Origin of the sequence: Porphyromonas miyakawae (assembly GCF_045865415.1) — a bacterium.
Classification (GTDB): Bacteria; Bacteroidota; Bacteroidia; order Bacteroidales; family Porphyromonadaceae; genus Porphyromonas; species Porphyromonas miyakawae.
This window is the reverse complement of the sequence record NZ_BAAFSF010000002.1, coordinates 102,703-121,148: the sequence shown is the minus strand read 5'-3', so window position 1 is coordinate 121,148 and position 18,446 is coordinate 102,703. Positions and strand designations below refer to the sequence as shown.

Sequence of the window (18,446 nt, the reverse complement as noted above, 5' to 3'; positions counted from 1 at the left end):
CGCCTATGGATCTCCTCTCTCACTGACAAAGCTATCCGAGAGGGTCTAGCGAATATCAAGCCCGGGAGTCATTATGACCATCTCTATTACGCAGCCCAAGCACGAGCAGAAGCTGACTGGTTGATGGGAATCAATGCCAGCCGAGCTCTCTCCATTGCTTACCGTGGAGGCTACTCACTAGGACGAGTGCAGACTCCAACTTTGGCAATGGTGTGTCATCGCTATATGGAGCATAGAGACGTTACCTCTGTTCCTTATTGGAAACTCACTGCGACGATAGAGGACGAGGGCTTATCCATCAAAGCCGTGAGCCTACAGAACTTTGATAATGAAGCTGCTGCCCAAACTGCTCTCACTTCATTACGCAGTATCGGCTCGCTTACGGTCACAGAGGTCACAAGAAAGGTAACGCATACAGCTCCACCCCTCTTGTATGACCTGACCGCTCTGCAAAAGGAGGCTAATGTACGTTACGGCTTCTCAGCAGATAAGACCCTCACCCTCGCACAGTCGCTTTATGAGAAGAAGTTCACCACCTATCCCCGTACGGGTAGCCGATATATCAGTGAAGATGTTTTTGAGGAAGTTCCCGACCTCCTTCGCAAGATTGGCACACCATTACCCCAAGAGCTGAATCGCCACTCCGTAGATGACAGCAAAGTTACCGACCACCATGCCATTATCCCCACAGGAGAAACCGCATCGGTATTGTCGGTAGATGAGACCACGCTTTATCAAATGGTCGTTACCCGCTTCGCAGAAGCCTTCTCGGCAAACTCAGAAGAGGAGCGTATGCAGGTAGTACTCAAGGACGAGACCAACAGCTATGTTTGGAAAGCGTGCCGTCAAGTCTCTTTGGGTTGGAAATCTGTACAGAGTGCCACTCCTCAAGAGCATAAAGAGAGCGAGGAGGACGAGCCACTTGTGTCCTCTTTGCCCAACTTGACCGAGGGGCGAACTTTACCCCTGCAACAAGCAGACATAATCGAGCAAAAGAGCAAACCTAAGCCACTCTATACAGAAGCAACTCTGCTCTCTGCTATGGAGCATGCAGGCAAGGAGGTAGAGGATGTTGCAAGTAAAAAGGCTTTGGCAGAGTGTGGCATAGGCACACCTGCCACACGAGCCAACATCATTGAGACACTCATCCTGCGTGACTATATCCGTAGGGAGAAGAAGAGCATAGTCCCAACGGAGAAAGGATTAGCCGTCTATGAAATCGTTAAAGACAAACGCATTGCCAATGCTGAGATGACAGGAGCATGGGAGGTGGCGTTAGCAGCAATCGAGGCAGGAAGTATGGATGCTGGTAAGTTTGCACAAGGCATCAACTCCTACGTCTCCACCATTTGCGAGGAGTTGCTCTCCCTCGCCCCTGCATCTAGACAGCAAAGCTACCCCACATATCACTGCCCTAAGTGTGGTCGTGAGAGTGTGGGGATCTATGCCAAGGTGGCGAGATGCAAGAATGATGATTGTGATTTCCACATATTCCGTGAAGTATGCGGTACGTATCTCTCCGAAGAGAATATCCTAGACCTCATAACCAAGGGACGTACCCCCATCTTGAAAGGTTTGACGAGCAAGGCTGGTAAGAAGTTCAATGCCCGATTGGTTCTACAAGAGGATAGTTCTACCAAATTTGAATTCGAGCAAAAGAGAAAGAAGTGATAGTCCGCACAAGCGACCTAGCTCAGGGCCACAACTATCTCTCACGACACTCCCCACATGTTCTATCGTAGTTAATAGGAAGCCATTTGGATAGCCTTTGTAGTTTCTTAGCGGATAGAGGCAGTGCCAATACGCTTTGGCACTACAGTTTCATACGTAGGAAACTCTAGTTTCATCTAGGAGAAACTGCAGTTTCATGGGGAAGAAACTCCCGTGCCAAGCCTATGGGAAACTTTTCCCATACGGATGAAACTGTGGAGTGACGGGGGGCAACATTTCCACTCAGACGAGACTCCACCAATTCACGTGAAGAACAAAGACATCAAGTAATCGTATTTCCATTCTTGTGGAAGGTATCTCAATCCATTTCGTGGGATTGATTTCCTCCCAGCATGGCTGACAACTTATTATCAACAAACAGAGTACCTCTATGGCATACAACAAGAAAGCAGTTTTGGCAGCGAATGCAGAAGCAATCCGTGTGGTGCTACGACTAGAAAAAGAGCATCGTCTGGCTACCGAAGCAGAGAAACGCATCTTGCGTGGCTACCAAGGTTTCGGAGGTCTGAAGTGCGTGTTGAACCGCACAGACACACCAGCGGACATCCGCTATTGGAGTAAGTCGGAGCAAGAACTCTTTGCTCCGACACAGCAGCTCAAGCAGATGATCTATCGGGAAGCGGTCGATGCTCACACCGCTAAGCGGTATTGGGAGAGCATCAAGGCGAGTGTGCTCACCTCATTTTATACAGATAGACGTATCGTCTCTGCTATTTCAGATGCTCTCGCAACAAGTGGTGCAACGCTCAAACGGTGCCTTGACCCCTCCTCGGGGATGGGGGCTTTTGCCGAAACATTTGCCAAGCAGACGGGCATTGTTGATGCCTTGGAGAAAGATCTGCTCACGGCTCGCATCAGTCAAGCGTTGCACCCTTATGGCGAGGGCAACATCTTCGTGCGAAATGAACCCTTTGAAGCGATAGCACCCCTAGAAGAGACGGAGAAGTATGACCTTGTAACCAGCAACATCCCCTTTGGAGACTTTATGGTCTATGACCGTGAGTATAGTAGGGGGAATGATCTTTTCAAAAAGGAGTCAACACGAGCCATTCATAATTACTTCTTCGTAAAGGGCTTGGACTGTACTAGAGAGGGTGGTCTCATTGCATTTATCACTTCACAAGGCGTACTCGATGCAGCTCTAAATGAGCCAATCAGACGCTATCTGATGCAAAACAGCCGACTCATCTCTGCTATCCGTCTGCCATCAGGTATGTTTAACGAGCAAGCAGGAACTGAAGTCGGAAGCGACTTGATTGTCTTGCAAAAGCAGTCAGGCAAAGAGATTGGCGAGGGCCTGGAGAAGCAGTTTATTCAGACAGTCGCCGTACCCAAGGGGGATGGTTTTACTATGGCATTCAACCACAACTCACTTTTCGAAGGCTCGTGGGATGATGTGGCACCTCGCACCATAGCTACCAGTCGTGAGCTGGGTAGAGACCCTTACGGCAAGCCAGCTTGGAAATATCGCTTTGAGGGAACTATGGAGGATATGGCTGAGAGTCTCCGAATACAGCTCACACAAGATGTGACAGCACGTTTTGACCGCAAGCTCTATGAGACGGGAATAGCGATGAGCGAGGAGGAGCGACAGAATGAAGCCGAGAAGCAATTGCGTAAGCTGGGCGTAACGGTCGGATTGCCTGGGGTGGAGCCTAAAGTAGACGAGGAGCAAGAAACAGACAACGCTTATGCTCTAATGCCTGATAGCATCAAGGGACAACTCCCCAAACTATATGACACCGAGAAGCAACTTATTGGCGATCGTATAGCTTATGTCCGATACTTCTTCCCGCTGGGTGCCTATACAGCCTACCTCTTAGAGTACAATCCAGAAGAACGTCTTGGGTTCGGAGCAGTTACAATGGGTTACGGTTGGGAGCTCGGTTATATCTCCTTGGACGAAATGAAAGAGGTTAAGATACATGGCTTGGGGATTGAGCGTGACCTTCACTTTTCACCTACAGCATTGCATAAGATAGCCGAGCTAGAGGAGCTTGTCCAAGGACGGTATAGCAAAGAGGTGGTACAAACAGAAACCCAAACGGAAGAGGTCGTGGATAAGTCCCCTTCAGAGGGAACTTCCGTCAACTCCATCGAAAAGAGTGAATTGGTAGAACCCACCCAGCAGGAGCAAGTCTCTTCAATGTTAGAACCAGCACCCAAAGGTGTGCCAGCTCTAACGCTACAGCATCAATACGAAGCGGATATACGTACAGACCTAGAAGCCCCACGAGAGATGGGCGGACAGATGGTCTACTTTGATGACGACCATCATCCCGTGATGGATACTACAGATGTCGGTCTGGAACAAGCGGGTTATTTATTTGCTCCCGAAGAGTACGAACTTTGGACGCAGGAGGTCGCTCGTGTTAACAAGGAGATCAAAGAGGTCAATAAGCAACAGACAGTTTCTAAGCCCAAGCAAAGCTCAGTAAAGCGTCCAAGAGCAAGAATAAGTACTAAGCTCTCCTCAATCGAGCAGCCATCTCTATTTGACTTTGCAGAAGTGGAGAGAGAAGTACAGCCAGTTACAGAGGTTAAGAAGTCGTTTGATGCTTCACCTCGTCCATTCCTCTCTTTGCCCGACTCGCATCTACGAGATGGGTCGATCGTGCTGCAAAATGGACAAGTGGGGTATCTCTCGAATCTGAAGCGACAGCCTACCTTTCATCCGATGGACTTGCCCTATGAGCGCCTAACCAAGCTCAAAGCGTACATCGAGATACGAGAAAGTTACCATCGGCTATACGACTACGAAGCGAACAATAGATGTGAGGATAGCGAGGAGCGTATAAAACTCAATCGGCTCTATGACGACTTCGTCAGTCGCTGGGGGTATCTCAATCAGAAGAGCAATACAGACCTCATCAAGATGGACGCAACTGGGGTCGAGATACTCTTCTTAGAGCGATCCGATAAGGGGGAATACATCAAGGCAGACATATTTGACCATCCTACCGTCTTTGCCACTACAGAGGTGACAGTAGCTGCCGACCCCACGGAAGCTCTCGTCTCTTCTCTGAATAAGTATGGCTCTGTGGAGCTAGACTATATGAGTTCGCTCCTCCCTGAGATGGAGGAGAGTGACATTATCTCAGCTCTAGAGGGACGTATCTACTACAATCCAGAAGTAGATGGCTACGAAGTGGCAGACAAGTTTATCTCAGGCAATGTAATAGAGAAGAGCGAGCAGATTGAGTCGTGGCTACTAGAACATCCCGATCATGAAGAAGCACAGCAAAGCTTAGCTGCCCTACGGGCTGCCACACCTACACCGATACCCTTTGCTGATCTTGACTTCAATCTTGGGGAGCGGTGGATACCGGCTAAAGTCTATAGCGCCTTTGCCTCAGAGTTCTTTGAGACAGAGATCACCGTCTCCTATCAGAGTACGATGGATGAATATGTTTTGCAATGTGATAGACGCAATGGCAACATTTGGCATAAGTATGCTGTGCAGGGAGAGTTCAGACGCTATGATGGACTTAATCTCTTAAAGCATGCGCTACACAATACCATCCCCGATATCAATAAAAACAAAGAGGTACGAGATCTAGAGACAGGCGAAACGAAAACTATCAAAGTACGTGATGGACATGCGATACAGATGGCTAATGCTAAGATAGAGGAGATACGTCAGGGCTTTGTGGATTGGCTAGGCAGAACGCCAGAGAGCTTTAAGCAACAACTATCCGACAGATATAATAAGCTATTTAACTGCTTCGTGCGCCCCAACTTTGACGGTGCGCATCAATCCTTTCCCGACCTAAATCTGAAAGGACTAGGTATCTCTGACCTCTATAAGAGTCAGAAGGATGCCGTATGGATGCTCAAAACCAATGGCGGGGGTATTTGTGACCATGAAGTAGGGGCTGGTAAGACCCTCATCATGTGTGCAGCAGCCTATGAGATGAAGCGCTTGGGCTTAGCAAACAAGCCGATGATTATCGGACTAAAAGCAAATGTCTTTGATATTGCCGACACTTTTAGAAAGGCTTATCCCAATGCTAGAGTTCTTTATCCAGGCAAGAACGACTTCAATAAGCAAAACCGCCAACGCATCTTTAACGACATCAAGAACAACGATTGGGATTGCATCATATTGACCCATGAGCAGTTTGGGATGATACCTCAAGCTCTAGAGATACAAGAGGTAATCTTGCAAAAGGAGAAAGACTCTATAGAGGAAAACCTAGAAGTCCTTCGTCAGCAAGGGGCAGACATTTCCCGAGCGATGCTCAAGGGATTGGAGAAGCGAAAGCAGACCCTCGAAGCCAAACTACAAGGCATTCAAGATAGCATTGCTGAGCGTAAGGATGATGCAGTGGACTTCAAAATGATGGGTATCGATCACCTCTTTGTGGACGAGAGTCATCAGTTTAAGAACTTGATGTTCAACACCCGTCACGACCGAGTCTCTGGCTTAGGTAATCCAGAAGGGTCACAGCGTGCACTCAATATGCTTTTTGCCATACGTACCATTCAGGAGCGGTCGGGTAAAGACTTAGGAGCTACTTTTCTCAGTGGCACGACCATCAGCAACTCACTCACAGAGCTCTATCTGCTCTTCAAGTACCTACGTCCTCAAGCACTCGAAAAGCAAGGCATCAATAGCTTTGATGCTTGGGCTGCTGTCTTTGCGAAGAAGTCTACCGATTACGAGTTCTCCATCACCAATGACATCATACAGAAGGAACGCTTCAGAACCTTCATCAAGGTTCCAGAGCTGGCAGCCTTCTATGCGGAGATTTGTGACTATCGTACCGCTAAGGATATCGGCATCGACCGTCCAGAGAAGAACGAGATATTGCATAACATACCGCCCACGCCCGAGCAGGAAGAGTTTATCGGCAAGTTGATGGAGTTCGCCAAGACAGGGGATGCAACCCTTTTAGGACGAGATGAGCTATCGGAAAAGGAAGAGAAAGCCAAGATGCTAATCGCAACGGACTATGCCCGGAAGATGAGCTTGGATATGCGAATGATAGACCTAGAAAAGTATTCGGACCATATAGACAACAAAGCCAGCCACTGTGCCAAGCTCCTCAATAACTACTATCAGAAGTATAACGAGCAGAAAGGAACACAGTTTGTCTTCAGTGACTTGGGTACTTACAAGCTAGGCGAGTGGAATGTTTACTCGGAGATTAAGCGTAAGTTGGTAGAGGAGTATCACATCCCATCTCACGAGATTCGCTTCATTCAAGAGTGCAAGAATGAGAAAGCGAAGAAAGCGATGGTGGAAGCGATGAATAGGGGCGATATACGTATCATCTTCGGCTCTACATCTATGTTGGGCACGGGTGTCAATGCCCAGCAACGAGCTGTGGCTATACATCATCTTGACACCCCTTGGAGACCGTCAGACTTAGAGCAACGCAACGGACGAGCTATCCGAAAGGGCAATTTGGTTGCCAAGGAGTTTGCCGACAACAAGGTCGATGTGATTATATATGCAGTGGAGCGTTCGTTGGACAGCTATAAGTTCAACCTGCTACACAACAAGCAGCTTTTCATCAATCAGTTGAAGAGCAATCAACTCGGTATGCGTACCATCGATGAAGGTTCAATGGATGAAGATAGTGGTATGAACTTCTCAGAGTATGTGGCTGTGCTGTCGGGCAATACAGACCTTTTGGAAAAGGCAAAGCTAGACAAGAAGATTACCGCATTAGAATCAGAACGTAAGAACTTTCTTCGTGAGCGAAATGGAGCTGTAGGTAAGTTGGCTGAGATTGATCATTCGCTCTCTTATCACACAGGCAAGATACAAGAGGCGAAGAAAGACTTAGCTTGCTTTGAGCAACGAGTGGAACGAGATGCTGAAGGCAACCCACTCAATCGACTTTCAATTAAAGGCGTAGAGGATTGTTCTGACATCAAAGAGATTGCTCATCGTCTTCAAGAGATAGAAGAAAAGGCTCGTACCAATGGTGAGTACAACAAGATTGGAGAGCTTTATGGCTTCTCTGTTATGGTCAAGACGGAAAGTTCCTCTCAGAACTTATTTGACCTATCGGTGAACCGCTTCTTCGTAAAGGGCGAGGGGAGTATTTACTACACCTACAATAACGGCAAATTGGCAAATGATCCTAAGTTGGCTTGTCTGAACTTCTTCAATGCTTTAGAGCGCATTCCCAAGGTGATTGAATCTCACGAGAAGGAGATAGCAAAGGTTTCAGCAAATAAGGAGGTCTACACCGCCATTGCCAATAACTCGTGGAAGAAGGAGGAGGATTTGCGTTCTCTCAAAGCCCAAGCTGCCGAGCTGGATAGAAAGATTGCCCTTACTATTGCTCCACCTTCTGAGTCCGAAGAAGCATATGAACAGCGACAGTCTAACCAAGCCAGTGAAGAACCTTCGCAGTCGCTCCGAGTTTCTGAGCAAGCAACCATAAAGCCACAAGAGAGTCAATCTCAAAATCCCGACAACGACTCTCCCAAGAACGGCTATCGCCCTAAGTGGAGATAAAATGAATTGGCTATCACTACTTCACCTTGGACATTTTGCAAATATTTCCAAGGTCGCATCAAGGCGATTTCTGCATTTTTGTGATGTTCATATTAATAATGTCAAGTAAGATCTGGTCTATACTTGACATTATTGATATACCTGTCTTGATCATTAAGATTTTTTGAGGATGCTCAGTTCTTATTCGCTCTACTCACTTAGATAGGTGTTTCCTGGATGGTTCAAAGTGATTTCTAAGTTTATCAATGCCCGCTTGAAACTTCTTGGGGTTTAGTTGTTTGAGTTTTCTAATGTTTAATAGTTTCCACTGAACCGATGGATAAGTGCTTAGATTACCTGCACAGCAAAGAGACCAATTGGGTGATCCTTGCTCAAATGACAGCAGAAACTCCTTGTCTATTTCAGTCAAACAGTTATTGACCTTACCAATTATCTCTGTACGAGCTTTTTGGTAATCTGTATAGGTAAATTCTATATCGGTCATCCCATTGAACTGATTATCTAATGCATCTTCTTGATCAATAGGATTAGGAGCAAGGGACTCTACAAAAGGCTTATCACTTCCCAATAAACACAAGAAGAATCCATCCTTTATTTGTTCGATGCTTTGCATCTCCATGTATTTACAATCGAATAGATCTCTTGGATGCTGTCTACTCAATGCTGCCGTTATCTTACCTCCATATAGCTGAGAATAAGGTACTATGCGTGCTTTACAATAAGCTTGAAATTCTTCTTGTGCTTTGGTGCAAAGCTCGACGATTTCCACCTCTCCCAATACTCCTCGCTTAGTGCCGTTAACCTCAATCTTTACCATAGCACCATTGAGGCTACATTGTAGTTTCCATACATCAGGTTTGTGTGTTACCCTAATGCCTGGTATTGCTCGCTCTATATTGACTTTTAGCGTTTTCAAGTGCTCATTGATGTGTTTGAGACTCTCTTCTCGAGACTCAATCGGGATATAGGTCAAGTCAATATCCACAGAATAGCGTGGCATATTCTTGTGAAAGAGATTGATTGCCGTGCCGCCATGTACCGCAAATTGTTCAATGCGATAAACCAACGGCATTATTCGGACAAGTAGTGCTACTTGACTCTTATAGGTTTCATTATTCATACGAATTCAATTCTTTTGGCACAGTAATTAAATATTTACTGATGTAAACTCCCGATTTTACTAACTGCAACTTATGTGTCCCTATGTCGACTTTAGAAAGATCTAAGTCTTCAAACCAATAGTGTCCTGCCTTTTCTGCCATATATAGGAATACTCTTTTTACTCTGTAATTCTGAGTCGTTTCAATAAGATTTTGCACAACTTTGGGGCGCAGGGTGGTCAATTGTTCCATGATATAAAATAGGTCCATATAATCATATCGTTTTGGAGCAAGTAAAAGACATTCCATAAAAGCTTGTTCAGGGGCAGAAATGAGTAGCTCCCAATCTAAATGCTTTATAGTGGCAACCTCGGGTGAGCTAAATGCTGTTGTTGAGAAAGTCTCAAACTCTTTGTCAAACAGATCAAACTTGAGCCATTGAGGTAACTTCTCTTTATCGGTCACCATCAAACGAGGTTTCCCCATAGGAACGTAATGATTAAACCCATATATTTCTAGCGCAGAGTGAGCTGCTATTCGCATTTCCTTATGCAGTTGTTCATTATAGGACTGTAATGCACCAAAAGCGGATAATTCTTCTCCAGTTCGATACATTACTCCATTGCAAAGCGATGTTAGCCATCCTGAAGAACGATATTTATTTAGTAATTGCCTAGAATATCCTTGCTCAGATAACCACCTAGAAAAGAATAGCCCGTTTTTAGTAGCTCCTTGTAGAAGCAAGTTTATTTTATTCTCCATAAGTCTACTATCAGTTTACATTTAGAGTAAATATCCAACTGCAAAGATAGAGTAAGTTCTTGTTATCTCAAAGGAGTAGTTGAATTATCACTTAGAAATGTAAACCGATAGTAGACATTTTGGTTTTAATTCAAACTCACGTGCAGATTTTCCGAAGAAAACGATGCCGTTCATTCTGAAAGCTGATCACTCTTCTTCTTTTCTGCGAAGCATTTCAACTATTTCATCTCGGAGGAAGAGAACGTACATTCCACCCACTAATGCAATTTCTCAAGAATGATGCTGTGTACCTCATTGTATTTCTTGCTCTTGTCAAACAACTTTATCAATTCCTCCTTCAAGTCAGCTTGACGATTCACTGACTCATTCTTTCGCCCTGATTTCTGTTAATGCGTAAACCTAACATCTACCACTCCTCTCTTCTTTTTAGCATCTCATCAATTTCCTCACGAAGGAACAATAGGCGACCATTAGCTTTGAGGTAGGGAATCTTACCCGCCCATACCCAATTGTAGATGGTCTTTTGCTCAACCTTTAGCAATCTAGACACATCAATGATGTCAAGATACTCAGGCTTGAGCGGTGGCTGTACAGCAGCGTCTATGGCTTGCTCTCGTAATACCAGCAACTGGTCTAGTTTTTCTTCCACATTCGCTAGCTTATCAAACAGTCGTTTTTGCCAAGGATCTTCTGTAAGATAGTCTAAGTATGACATAGTTCCCCTTTTTGATAATTCCCTGCAGTATCTTGAGACAAGATACGTTGCTCTCTCATATAGGATATATACTTCTTTGCTGTGCGCTCTTTGACTCCCAGCTCTCGCATTAAAACATCGCACAACTCTTGGTAAGAGAGACGGCGGTTGCTTTGAAAGATCTCCGTAACAATTGAGATCAATTCGTCTGTTTTTCGCTTCTCCTTATCCTCCTTAGACTTTTCACCACGATAGACATGCATCCCCAGCTCTTTATCCCATCCAAAGAGCATCATAGGAACATCTAAAGGGCTCCCATCTCTCACTTTCAAAGCCTTGACTACAGAGTATTCAGGATTGTCATCCTTTTCAATCGAAAGAATTCCTGCTGACTTACGTTGTAATTCTGAGCCTATGTGCCCACGAAGCTTGATCCCGTTTGGCACAAAGTGTAATACACAAATGATGCAGGTGTTATAAATCCCCGCTAGCCTGTAAAGCTCATCTACGACAGCGATACTCTCGGTCTCATCATTTGCAGAGCGCACTAAGTCTGCAATCCCATCAATAACTACTAAGTGTATCCCTCCATGTTTATGACGAAACAAGTCCATGCTTTCACGAATGAGTTTCAAACGATCCTTACGAGAAAGTGAGGCTAGATATAGAGAATGGTAAAAGTCAGGAACAGTCTCTACATCGGCTCTCCGTAATGTCTTTCCCAAATTCTTGTATAGTTGAGCCTCAGACTGCTCTGTGTCATAGTGCAAAACAGCCAAGGCTTTTGGATTGGGAGTTATTTCTAATCCTAGTGTTCGCTCTGAATCTAACCTTTCAGCACATAATGTGCCTGCAAGGATAGAACCAATGTAATTACTCTTGCCCGTACCCTCTCCACCTGTAATGCAGAAAAGATTGTCCTGAGAGCCAAGAGGGACTCCATTGACTGAGACAACCGACTTAGAAACATCTGGAGGATTGTCGTAATCAATCTCACAAGATTGCAATATCATCATTGTTTCGCTGTATAGGCTGGAAAACATTCGAGCGAGAAGATCTCTTAAATCCTGCTGACTATGGCCTAGGGCAAAGTAGTCAGAGATGTCTTTCTCCGTTTTGATACCGCTCAAAGGTAGTTGTAGTCTAAGTACTCCAAATTCAGAAAGCGCTTCCACCTGTTTCTGTGCCTCTCTGACCCCTGTTTCATCAGAGTCGTATAAAATGATGAGGTGTAAGAAGCGAAGTGAAAGACTTTCGATAATACCTCTTGGTATTTGTGCAGTCTCGCTATTGAAGCAAATAGCATTGAAATGGTGTGCAGAAAGGGAGAGGACATCTTTTTCTCCTCCCGTAATAAATAGGATATCTCCTTTATTAGGCAGTCGTGCTAGCCCAAATACATACTCTTCCGATTTTTCTCCACCATATAGAAACCTCAGTTTACTATTCGGGCGATATATTTTGACGAAATCGTTGTGAGCGTAACAGAAAATGGGTTCTTCGGAAGATGAGGTGAGCTTAAAAGGTTTTCCCTCTCTACTCACCGATTCGTAGCAAGACAACGATTTGACGTGGTATTGCTCCAATGTTTCCAAGGAGATCCCATATTGCTCCCAAAAAGCAAGTTCCTTTTGCGTAAAGGGGCGCTCATAAACTCGGAACGATTTTTTGTTTGCTATGTATTCTACTTTATCCATCGACCCTGTACACCTCTTTTGACTCTGTTCAACGGCTTGCCTAGGATAGGTGGAACGGGCTGCTTTCATGTTTGTGTCTCCTCTGTATTCAATAGAAATCTTTAGATTTAGATCCTGGATAATAGTCACTAGAACCTTCTTGAATTCAGATCGGACGTCAAGCCCCAAAATTGTTGCAGCAAACCAGAAGCAATCACCTGAGTATGCTTCATTTCCAAAGTCTTTCATTCGATATGAGTCTGACTTAGGATCAAAATAGATATTACAAGATGCTCGTTTGTCATCATAGAGAGGATTGCGAAAGTTCCGCTTGGGAACAAAGTCAATTGGCATATAGAAGTAGAAAACCTCTAATCCTCGATTGGTCAACTGCAAGACCTCTTCTTTTAGTGTCATAGCTCTTCAAAAAGATTTTGTGCATCTTCCCCCAAATAGCCTTTCAGTATACCATCCTTGTAAGCATTCAACCGTTGCAATGCTTCTATGCGTCTAAACCCTTTGAACGTCGCACGGCCTGATTTTACAGCTATATATAGACCCTTAAAAGGATAAAGGACGTGATTGCAGGATACATAGCGGTATGGGACAGCATTGGCATCTCGCCATCGAGCAAGAGAAGCTTTTGATATTCCTAATAGACGCATAACGTCTGATGAATTTAGCTCGATCTTTTCCTCAAGGACGCTATACTCTCTTTTGAGTTCTTTGATGAAGTCTGCAACTTGGCGTACTTCCTCTCGAAGTCCTTGAATTTCATCAAGAAGTGTGCTAGGGTTGTACGTTTCCATAGGATTCTGCCAATGTTTGAAAGGTTTCAGCTAGAAGTGGAAGTAGCTTCTTCAGTAGCTCATGTTCGGTTTCTTTCAGGAAGATCTCAATGAGACGTTCAATATTGGATAATGTGTCATCTATTTCAAGCGGGTGAAAATGGCGAAGAATACGTAGTAGGTCCTCTTTCTGCACTATAAGACATTGATTACCATGATGAGTTTGCACAGAGGCGAAAGATTCAACCGCGCCTAACGGCAAATGCAGAATGAGCGTATCCATACCAAAAGCTTCAGCACATCTTTGATAAGTACTGAGGCGAATGTCTCTTTGGAACTTGCAAGTCTTTACAAAGTTCGAGTAGTCTAATCCGCTATCATATGCTATTTGCTTGACATTGTCACACGAAGCCAACATCATATCTAGTGTTGGGCAAATGACATACAATCGTCTATCTCTTGCGGGCTTAACGGGTCGATTTTTGTTCATGTTTCTTCTACTGTTGAATTATCACCTGCAAAGATCCTATTCAAAGCCCTTTATAGACGAATATCTAAACACCATTCATTGGTAATATTCTACCAGTGTGTGCATCAACACACTTCTCTGCATAGCGATAGCACTTCATAGATCTTTTGGTTATAACCCTCATTGTTTTAGGGAACGTCATAATGAGATAAGCTGAAGTGAGTAGCATCTCATATAATGACCGCCAGTGCACGGTGCAAGCCTTATCTATATATAAGGGCTTGCACCGTGCACTGGAATTGTAGCCAAGAAAATTAGAGTAATTTTATTCTCAGATATTTGGAGGTTGTTCTACTTATTCGTACCTTTGAACCCGAGAAATGCAAGCGAGCAAATCTCACAGCAATAGCTATGAGTATTCTCAAAATACTCTCCTATGGCTACAATTTGGCTACAATTAAATCTTAGAGGAATATAAACAACTACGATATAAGGAGTTAGAAGGCTTGGTTTACAACCCTCCCTCTCCGCAATAGTTAGTTAGACTGAAAAGAATAAAAACAAACATAGAAGAACAACTAAAAGATTGTACAATGAAAAGACTAATTGCAACTATCGCATGCATGGCTCTCGTCTTAGGAGGCTTTGCGAATCGCTCTTGGGCTCAAGAGGCTGAAGAACAGCCCGCAGCAGCTCCTCAAGAGACTACAACCGAAGTGGCAGAAGAAGAACAGGCTACGGATGAAGAAATTAATGCTGTTGCTGAAGAAAGTACTTCTTTCCACCAAGCACTTAAGCGTAAATTCATCGAAGGGGGTGCTGACTTTATGTCCATCATTGCACTCCTCCTTGTCATTGGCTTGGCAATTTGCTTAGAAAGAATTATCTACCTTAACCTTTCCGATACCGACAGCGATCGTCTTCTTCGGGATATTGAAGACCACCTCAATCGCGGTGATGTAGAAGGAGCTAAGAGCGTAGCCCGTAACACACGTGGTCCTATTGCATCCATTGCTTACCAAGGCCTTATGCGTATCGAGCAGGGTGATGAAATCGTAGAACGCTCCATCACTTCTTACGGAGGTGTACAGGCAGGACTTCTCGAAAAGAACTTGTCTTGGATTACCCTATTTATCGCAATGGCTCCCTCCTTCGGGTTCTTGGGTACCGTTGTGGGTATGGTAATGGCATTCGATAAGATTGAAAAGGTTGGTGATATCAGCCCGACGATTGTAGCAGGAGGTATGAAGGTAGCTCTTATTACCACTATCGGTGGTTTGATCGTTGCCCTTATTCTTCAGCTTTTCTACAACTACATCCTCAGTAAGGTGGAAGCCGTTCTCAATAAGATGGAAGATGCTTCTATTACGTTGATGGACCTCGTTATTAAATACAACCTTAAGAACAACAAGTAAAACGCTTGCCTACTACTATGTCAGTAACAAAAAGTAGAAGGATAGCCGGTTGGACGCTCATCACGTTGCTTGTTATTTCTATTGTGATCTGCTTAGCCCTCTTTTTAGGAGGATCTACAGTAGACGCAGCCGGTAATAAAGCTTACAACTTGACTGATCTGTTCCTATACTGGGCTTACTTCCTAATCTGTATAACACTTGTTGCTACAATAGTCTTTTCTATTGTAGGGTTTTTGAAAGGGTTCAAGCACAATCCACGTAAAGCATGGGTAGGCTTAGGTGCTTTAATCGCACTTATCCTTATCTTAGTGATTACCTATGCTGTAGGTAGTGCCAATATAGAGTCCATAGGGGGAAAGGTAAATGAAGACTTTCAGAAGTACACCACAGCCGGCTGGCTTAAAACCACCGACATGGTTATTTTCACCTCCTATGTATTGCTCTTACTCAATATAGTTGCTATCGTTTGGGGAGCTTTCTCCAAGATTGGATCCAACAAGAAGTCGAAGTAATAACCAAATAAAGAAATCAAGTAAAAGATATGGCAAGAAGTAAACGTAAAGTACCCGCAATAAACGGGTCATCCACGGCCGATATCGCTTTTATTCTTCTGATCTTCTTCTTGATTACTACTTCAATGGACACGGATAAGGGCTTAAAGAGACGTTTACCGCCATTAAGCCCTAAGGAAGAACAACAAAACGATATAGAGATTAATAACCGCAACGTACTACAGTTGCTCGTCAATCGTAACGACCAAATTGCCGTACTGCGTACATCCTCAGCCGGTGAAAGTATCAGTATGATACCTTTACAAGAGCTGAAGGATCACGTGAAAGAGTTTATCGTTAACCCGGCCAATAGTGAGAATCTACCGGAAAAGGAGGTTCGCGAAATTCCGGGGTTAGGAAACGTTGAGACTACCACTTCAAGCTATGCTATATCACTGAAGAGTGAGGTAGAAACGAGCTATCAGATGTACATCAATGTACAGAATGAGTTGCTCAAGGCATACAATGAAGTATGGAACGAAACAGCGCTGAAGCATTTTTCACGTCGTTATGATGATTTACCGGCAGCACAGCAGAAGATGGTAGTGGATATATATCCCATGCACATCTCTGAGATGCCATTGTCAGACTTAAAACACTAATAAGGAGGATAAAGTACCATGGGAAGATTCACACAAGATGGCAAACGAGAAATGCCGGAGCTAAATACGGCTTCGTTGCCTGACCTTATATTTGCCTTCCTCTTCTTTATCATGATGGTTACCAGCATACGCGAAGTAACAGCTAAAGTAGAGTACCAAAACCTCCCGAGGGCAACCGAGCTGACAAAGCTGGAAGAAAAATCACTTGTGTCTTACATCTATGTAGGCAAGCCAATAGCCTCTTTGCGCCCTAAATTTGGTAACAACTCATGTGTGCAGATCAATGACAAAATTGTGCAGAATGCCGACCTTGTCTACGACTATGCAAAGCAAGAGCAAGCCAAGATACAGGACGAACGTAAGAAGCTTATGACCATCTCCATAAAGGGTGATGCTACTACTAAGATGAAGATTATCTCTGATATTAAATATCAGTTGCGGCGTGCTGATGCGCTTAATATAAGCTACTCAGCAAGAGAATCGCTGGATAAGTGATTTTATTGATTAGATAAACGTTAATGCTAATATGGAGGGGCTGTCTCTTTGAGGCGGCCCCTTCTCTTATATATACTTGTTCTGAACGTCTAAAGGAGGAAGACTTACAAGAGGTATTCTAAGTAAGTATAAAGCCATCTCAGACAGTGGAAATCATCTAATACCACAAAGGTGCTACTCAGGCGAAGTGCCGGTTCATGTTCCTTGGATATGCGTAAGAGTAAGAGACTCTCGCCTAAGCTCTACTATAGTCTAATTTTTTGTTTTGACTGTTCAATCAAGTAGAAAGCAAATCTGTGACTTAAATAGTATCTCCCCCAAAATGGAGTCTGTGGCTACTATTCACTACCTTTGTAGCATAGAATTATAGTTATAGACGTGATGAAGATCGTACAAATCGGTGCCGGAGCTGTAGCTGAGAGTATCCTTGCAGCCCTTGTAAAAGTAGGGAACACGCCTATTGCTCTGTACAATAGAAGCATTTCTCGCGCTCAAGAACTTAAAGAAAAGTACGCATCGGACCTATTGATCACTAACCAATTAAATGAACTGCCTACAGATGCCGATTGCTATCTTTTTTCTCTAAAAGATGATGCTATTGCGTTAGTTGCTTCTGCCATGCCTTCCACCAAAGGAGTCTGGCTTCATACAGCAGCAGCACGCTCAAGTGACCTATTCGCACCCTACCATAACGACTATGGGCTCTTCTATCCTTTTAATACGTTTACGCGGTCATTTCCTATTGAGTTACAAGGTACGCCTCTTTTTATTGAATACAATAATTTTGAGACGCAACAGACTATACTGAGTTTAGCTGCACTATTAGGAATGAAAGCCAAAGAAAGTGATGTTACAAGTCGCACTAAGCTTCACTTGGCTGCCGTATTTGCATGCAACTTCACGAACCACCTACTCACCATAGCCGATGAAATATTGAGCGATACGGAGGGGCTCTCTTTCGATGAGCTGCGTCCCCTCCTTCGAGAGACGTTTCGCAAAGTGGACTTCCTATCCCCATTAGAGGCTCAAAGTGGTCCCGCACGCCGGCATGATGATGAAACCATACGTAAGCATCATTTAATTCTAAAAGAATACCCGGAGATCCTAACCGCTATTTATGATCTACTGACCCATTCTATTAAAGACCATTATCCCATCTAATATGAGTAGTATTCCTCTTAATCTCGACCATATTAAAGCCTTTGTTTTCGATGTAGACGGTGTACTAAGCCGCTCTGTTACGATGTTGGATATCGAAGGGGTTCCTATTCGCACTGGTAATGTTAAGGATGGGTTTGCGCTACGTATGGCTATTTCCCACGGATACCATGTAGCGATCATTACAGGCGGCTACTCTCCGCAAACTTTGCTTCGTACTCGGCATCTTGGTATCACCGACTACTATGGAGAGTCTCGCAATAAAGTTGCCGATCTGAAGCATTTTGTCGACAAATACCACCTTTCTTACGAAGAGGTTGTCTATATCGGAGATGACTTGCCGGATGTAGGTGTAATGCAGCTTGCAGGTATTGCCGTAGCTCCTCGGGACGCTGCTTATGAAGCCCTGGAAGTATCCGACTACATTTCCCCCTATAATGGAGGCGAAGGTGTAGCACGTGATGTGATCGAGCAAGTAATGCGCGCTCAAGGAAAATGGCATCTGGATGGAATTAATTTAAATTGGTAGT

Annotated in this window: 14 protein-coding genes; 8 read left to right on the top strand and 6 right to left on the bottom strand. The window is 44.3% G+C overall.

What is annotated here, in order from left to right; all coding sequences use genetic code 11:
- Nucleotides 1-1,671, top strand: a 1,671-nt coding sequence (locus tag ACLWMH_RS05325) for a type IA DNA topoisomerase (RefSeq protein ID WP_411915712.1), incomplete at its 5' end; no start/stop codon positions are given.
- A 430-nt stretch (nt 1,672-2,101) separates the two neighbouring features.
- The gene (locus ACLWMH_RS05320; RefSeq protein ID WP_411915711.1) at nt 2,102-8,206 is read left to right on the top strand and encodes a helicase-related protein; all 6,105 of its coding nucleotides are present in this window, start codon (nt 2,102-2,104) and stop codon (nt 8,204-8,206) included.
- 193 nt (nt 8,207-8,399) lie between these two features.
- On the opposite strand, the gene ACLWMH_RS05315 is transcribed toward ACLWMH_RS05320, so the two are convergent.
- From ACLWMH_RS05315 to ACLWMH_RS05290, 6 genes are all read right to left on the bottom strand, one after another.
- Entirely contained in the window at nt 8,400-9,326 is a 927-nt protein-coding gene (locus ACLWMH_RS05315; protein ID WP_244400370.1) for a nucleotidyl transferase AbiEii/AbiGii toxin family protein, read from the bottom strand.
- Nucleotides 9,319-10,068: a type IV toxin-antitoxin system AbiEi family antitoxin gene (locus ACLWMH_RS05310; protein ID WP_244400371.1), complete on the bottom strand. Its 750-nt coding sequence runs from the start codon at nt 10,066-10,068 to the stop codon at nt 9,319-9,321. Before ACLWMH_RS05310 ends, ACLWMH_RS05315 begins: the two co-directional genes overlap by 8 nt.
- 406 nt (nt 10,069-10,474) lie before the next feature.
- Nucleotides 10,475-10,783, bottom strand: a complete 309-nt coding sequence (locus tag ACLWMH_RS05305; protein WP_244400372.1) for a helix-turn-helix domain-containing protein — start codon at nt 10,781-10,783, stop codon at nt 10,475-10,477.
- Nucleotides 10,771-12,855, bottom strand: a complete 2,085-nt coding sequence (locus tag ACLWMH_RS05300) for a bifunctional DNA primase/helicase (protein ID WP_244400373.1) — start codon at nt 12,853-12,855, stop codon at nt 10,771-10,773. The genes ACLWMH_RS05305 and ACLWMH_RS05300 overlap by 13 nt, the downstream gene beginning before the upstream one ends.
- Nucleotides 12,852-13,247: a hypothetical protein gene (locus ACLWMH_RS05295; RefSeq protein ID WP_025883864.1), complete on the bottom strand. Its 396-nt coding sequence runs from the start codon at nt 13,245-13,247 to the stop codon at nt 12,852-12,854. Before ACLWMH_RS05295 ends, ACLWMH_RS05300 begins: the two co-directional genes overlap by 4 nt.
- Nucleotides 13,228-13,647: a P-loop NTPase family protein gene (locus ACLWMH_RS05290; protein WP_411914734.1), complete on the bottom strand. Its 420-nt coding sequence runs from the start codon at nt 13,645-13,647 to the stop codon at nt 13,228-13,230. The genes ACLWMH_RS05295 and ACLWMH_RS05290 overlap by 20 nt, the downstream gene beginning before the upstream one ends.
- Nucleotides 13,648-14,288: 641 nt before the next feature.
- Here ACLWMH_RS05290 and ACLWMH_RS05285 point away from each other — a divergent pair.
- The 6 genes from ACLWMH_RS05285 to ACLWMH_RS05260 all read left to right on the top strand — a co-directional run bounded on the left by ACLWMH_RS05285 (nt 14,289) and on the right by ACLWMH_RS05260 (nt 18,445).
- A complete protein-coding gene (locus tag ACLWMH_RS05285) occupies nt 14,289-15,110 on the top strand; it encodes a MotA/TolQ/ExbB proton channel family protein (protein WP_411915710.1) in 822 nt (273 codons plus the stop codon).
- A 17-nt stretch (nt 15,111-15,127) separates the two neighbouring features.
- Entirely contained in the window at nt 15,128-15,622 is a 495-nt protein-coding gene (locus tag ACLWMH_RS05280; protein WP_411915709.1) for a hypothetical protein, read from the top strand.
- A gap of 29 nt (nt 15,623-15,651) precedes the next feature.
- Nucleotides 15,652-16,263 carry an ExbD/TolR family protein gene (locus ACLWMH_RS05275; protein ID WP_411915708.1) on the top strand — a complete coding sequence of 204 codons (612 nt, stop codon included), beginning with the start codon at nt 15,652-15,654 and terminating at the stop codon, nt 16,261-16,263.
- An 18-nt stretch (nt 16,264-16,281) separates the two neighbouring features.
- Complete coding sequence (locus tag ACLWMH_RS05270) at nt 16,282-16,758, top strand: ExbD/TolR family protein (protein WP_411915707.1); 477 nt, start codon at nt 16,282-16,284, stop codon at nt 16,756-16,758.
- A gap of 381 nt (nt 16,759-17,139) precedes the next feature.
- On the top strand, nt 17,140-17,919 hold the full coding sequence (locus tag ACLWMH_RS05265; protein ID WP_411915706.1) for a Rossmann-like and DUF2520 domain-containing protein: 780 nt from the start codon (nt 17,140-17,142) through the stop codon (nt 17,917-17,919).
- A 1-nt stretch (nt 17,920) separates the two neighbouring features.
- Nucleotides 17,921-18,445 carry a KdsC family phosphatase gene (locus tag ACLWMH_RS05260; RefSeq protein WP_411915705.1) on the top strand — a complete coding sequence of 175 codons (525 nt, stop codon included), beginning with the start codon at nt 17,921-17,923 and terminating at the stop codon, nt 18,443-18,445.
- Nucleotide 18,446: the final 1 nt, after the last annotated feature.

Coding starts and splice junctions, on each gene's coding strand:
- ACLWMH_RS05275 (WP_411915708.1), top strand. CDS start 15,652: ATGGCAAGAAGTAAACGTAAAGTACCCGCAATAAACGGGTCATCCACG.
- ACLWMH_RS05300 (WP_244400373.1), bottom strand. CDS start 12,855: ATGACACTAAAAGAAGAGGTCTTGCAGTTGACCAATCGAGGATTAGAG.
- ACLWMH_RS05290 (WP_411914734.1), bottom strand. CDS start 13,647: ATGATGTTGGCTTCGTGTGACAATGTCAAGCAAATAGCATATGATAGC.
- ACLWMH_RS05305 (WP_244400372.1), bottom strand. CDS start 10,783: ATGTCATACTTAGACTATCTTACAGAAGATCCTTGGCAAAAACGACTG.
- ACLWMH_RS05310 (WP_244400371.1), bottom strand. CDS start 10,068: ATGGAGAATAAAATAAACTTGCTTCTACAAGGAGCTACTAAAAACGGG.
- ACLWMH_RS05280 (WP_411915709.1), top strand. CDS start 15,128: ATGTCAGTAACAAAAAGTAGAAGGATAGCCGGTTGGACGCTCATCACG.
- ACLWMH_RS05315 (WP_244400370.1), bottom strand. CDS start 9,326: ATGAATAATGAAACCTATAAGAGTCAAGTAGCACTACTTGTCCGAATA.
- ACLWMH_RS05270 (WP_411915707.1), top strand. CDS start 16,282: ATGGGAAGATTCACACAAGATGGCAAACGAGAAATGCCGGAGCTAAAT.
- ACLWMH_RS05265 (WP_411915706.1), top strand. CDS start 17,140: ATGAAGATCGTACAAATCGGTGCCGGAGCTGTAGCTGAGAGTATCCTT.
- ACLWMH_RS05260 (WP_411915705.1), top strand. CDS start 17,921: ATGAGTAGTATTCCTCTTAATCTCGACCATATTAAAGCCTTTGTTTTC.
- ACLWMH_RS05320 (WP_411915711.1), top strand. CDS start 2,102: ATGGCATACAACAAGAAAGCAGTTTTGGCAGCGAATGCAGAAGCAATC.
- ACLWMH_RS05295 (WP_025883864.1), bottom strand. CDS start 13,247: ATGGAAACGTACAACCCTAGCACACTTCTTGATGAAATTCAAGGACTT.
- ACLWMH_RS05285 (WP_411915710.1), top strand. CDS start 14,289: ATGAAAAGACTAATTGCAACTATCGCATGCATGGCTCTCGTCTTAGGA.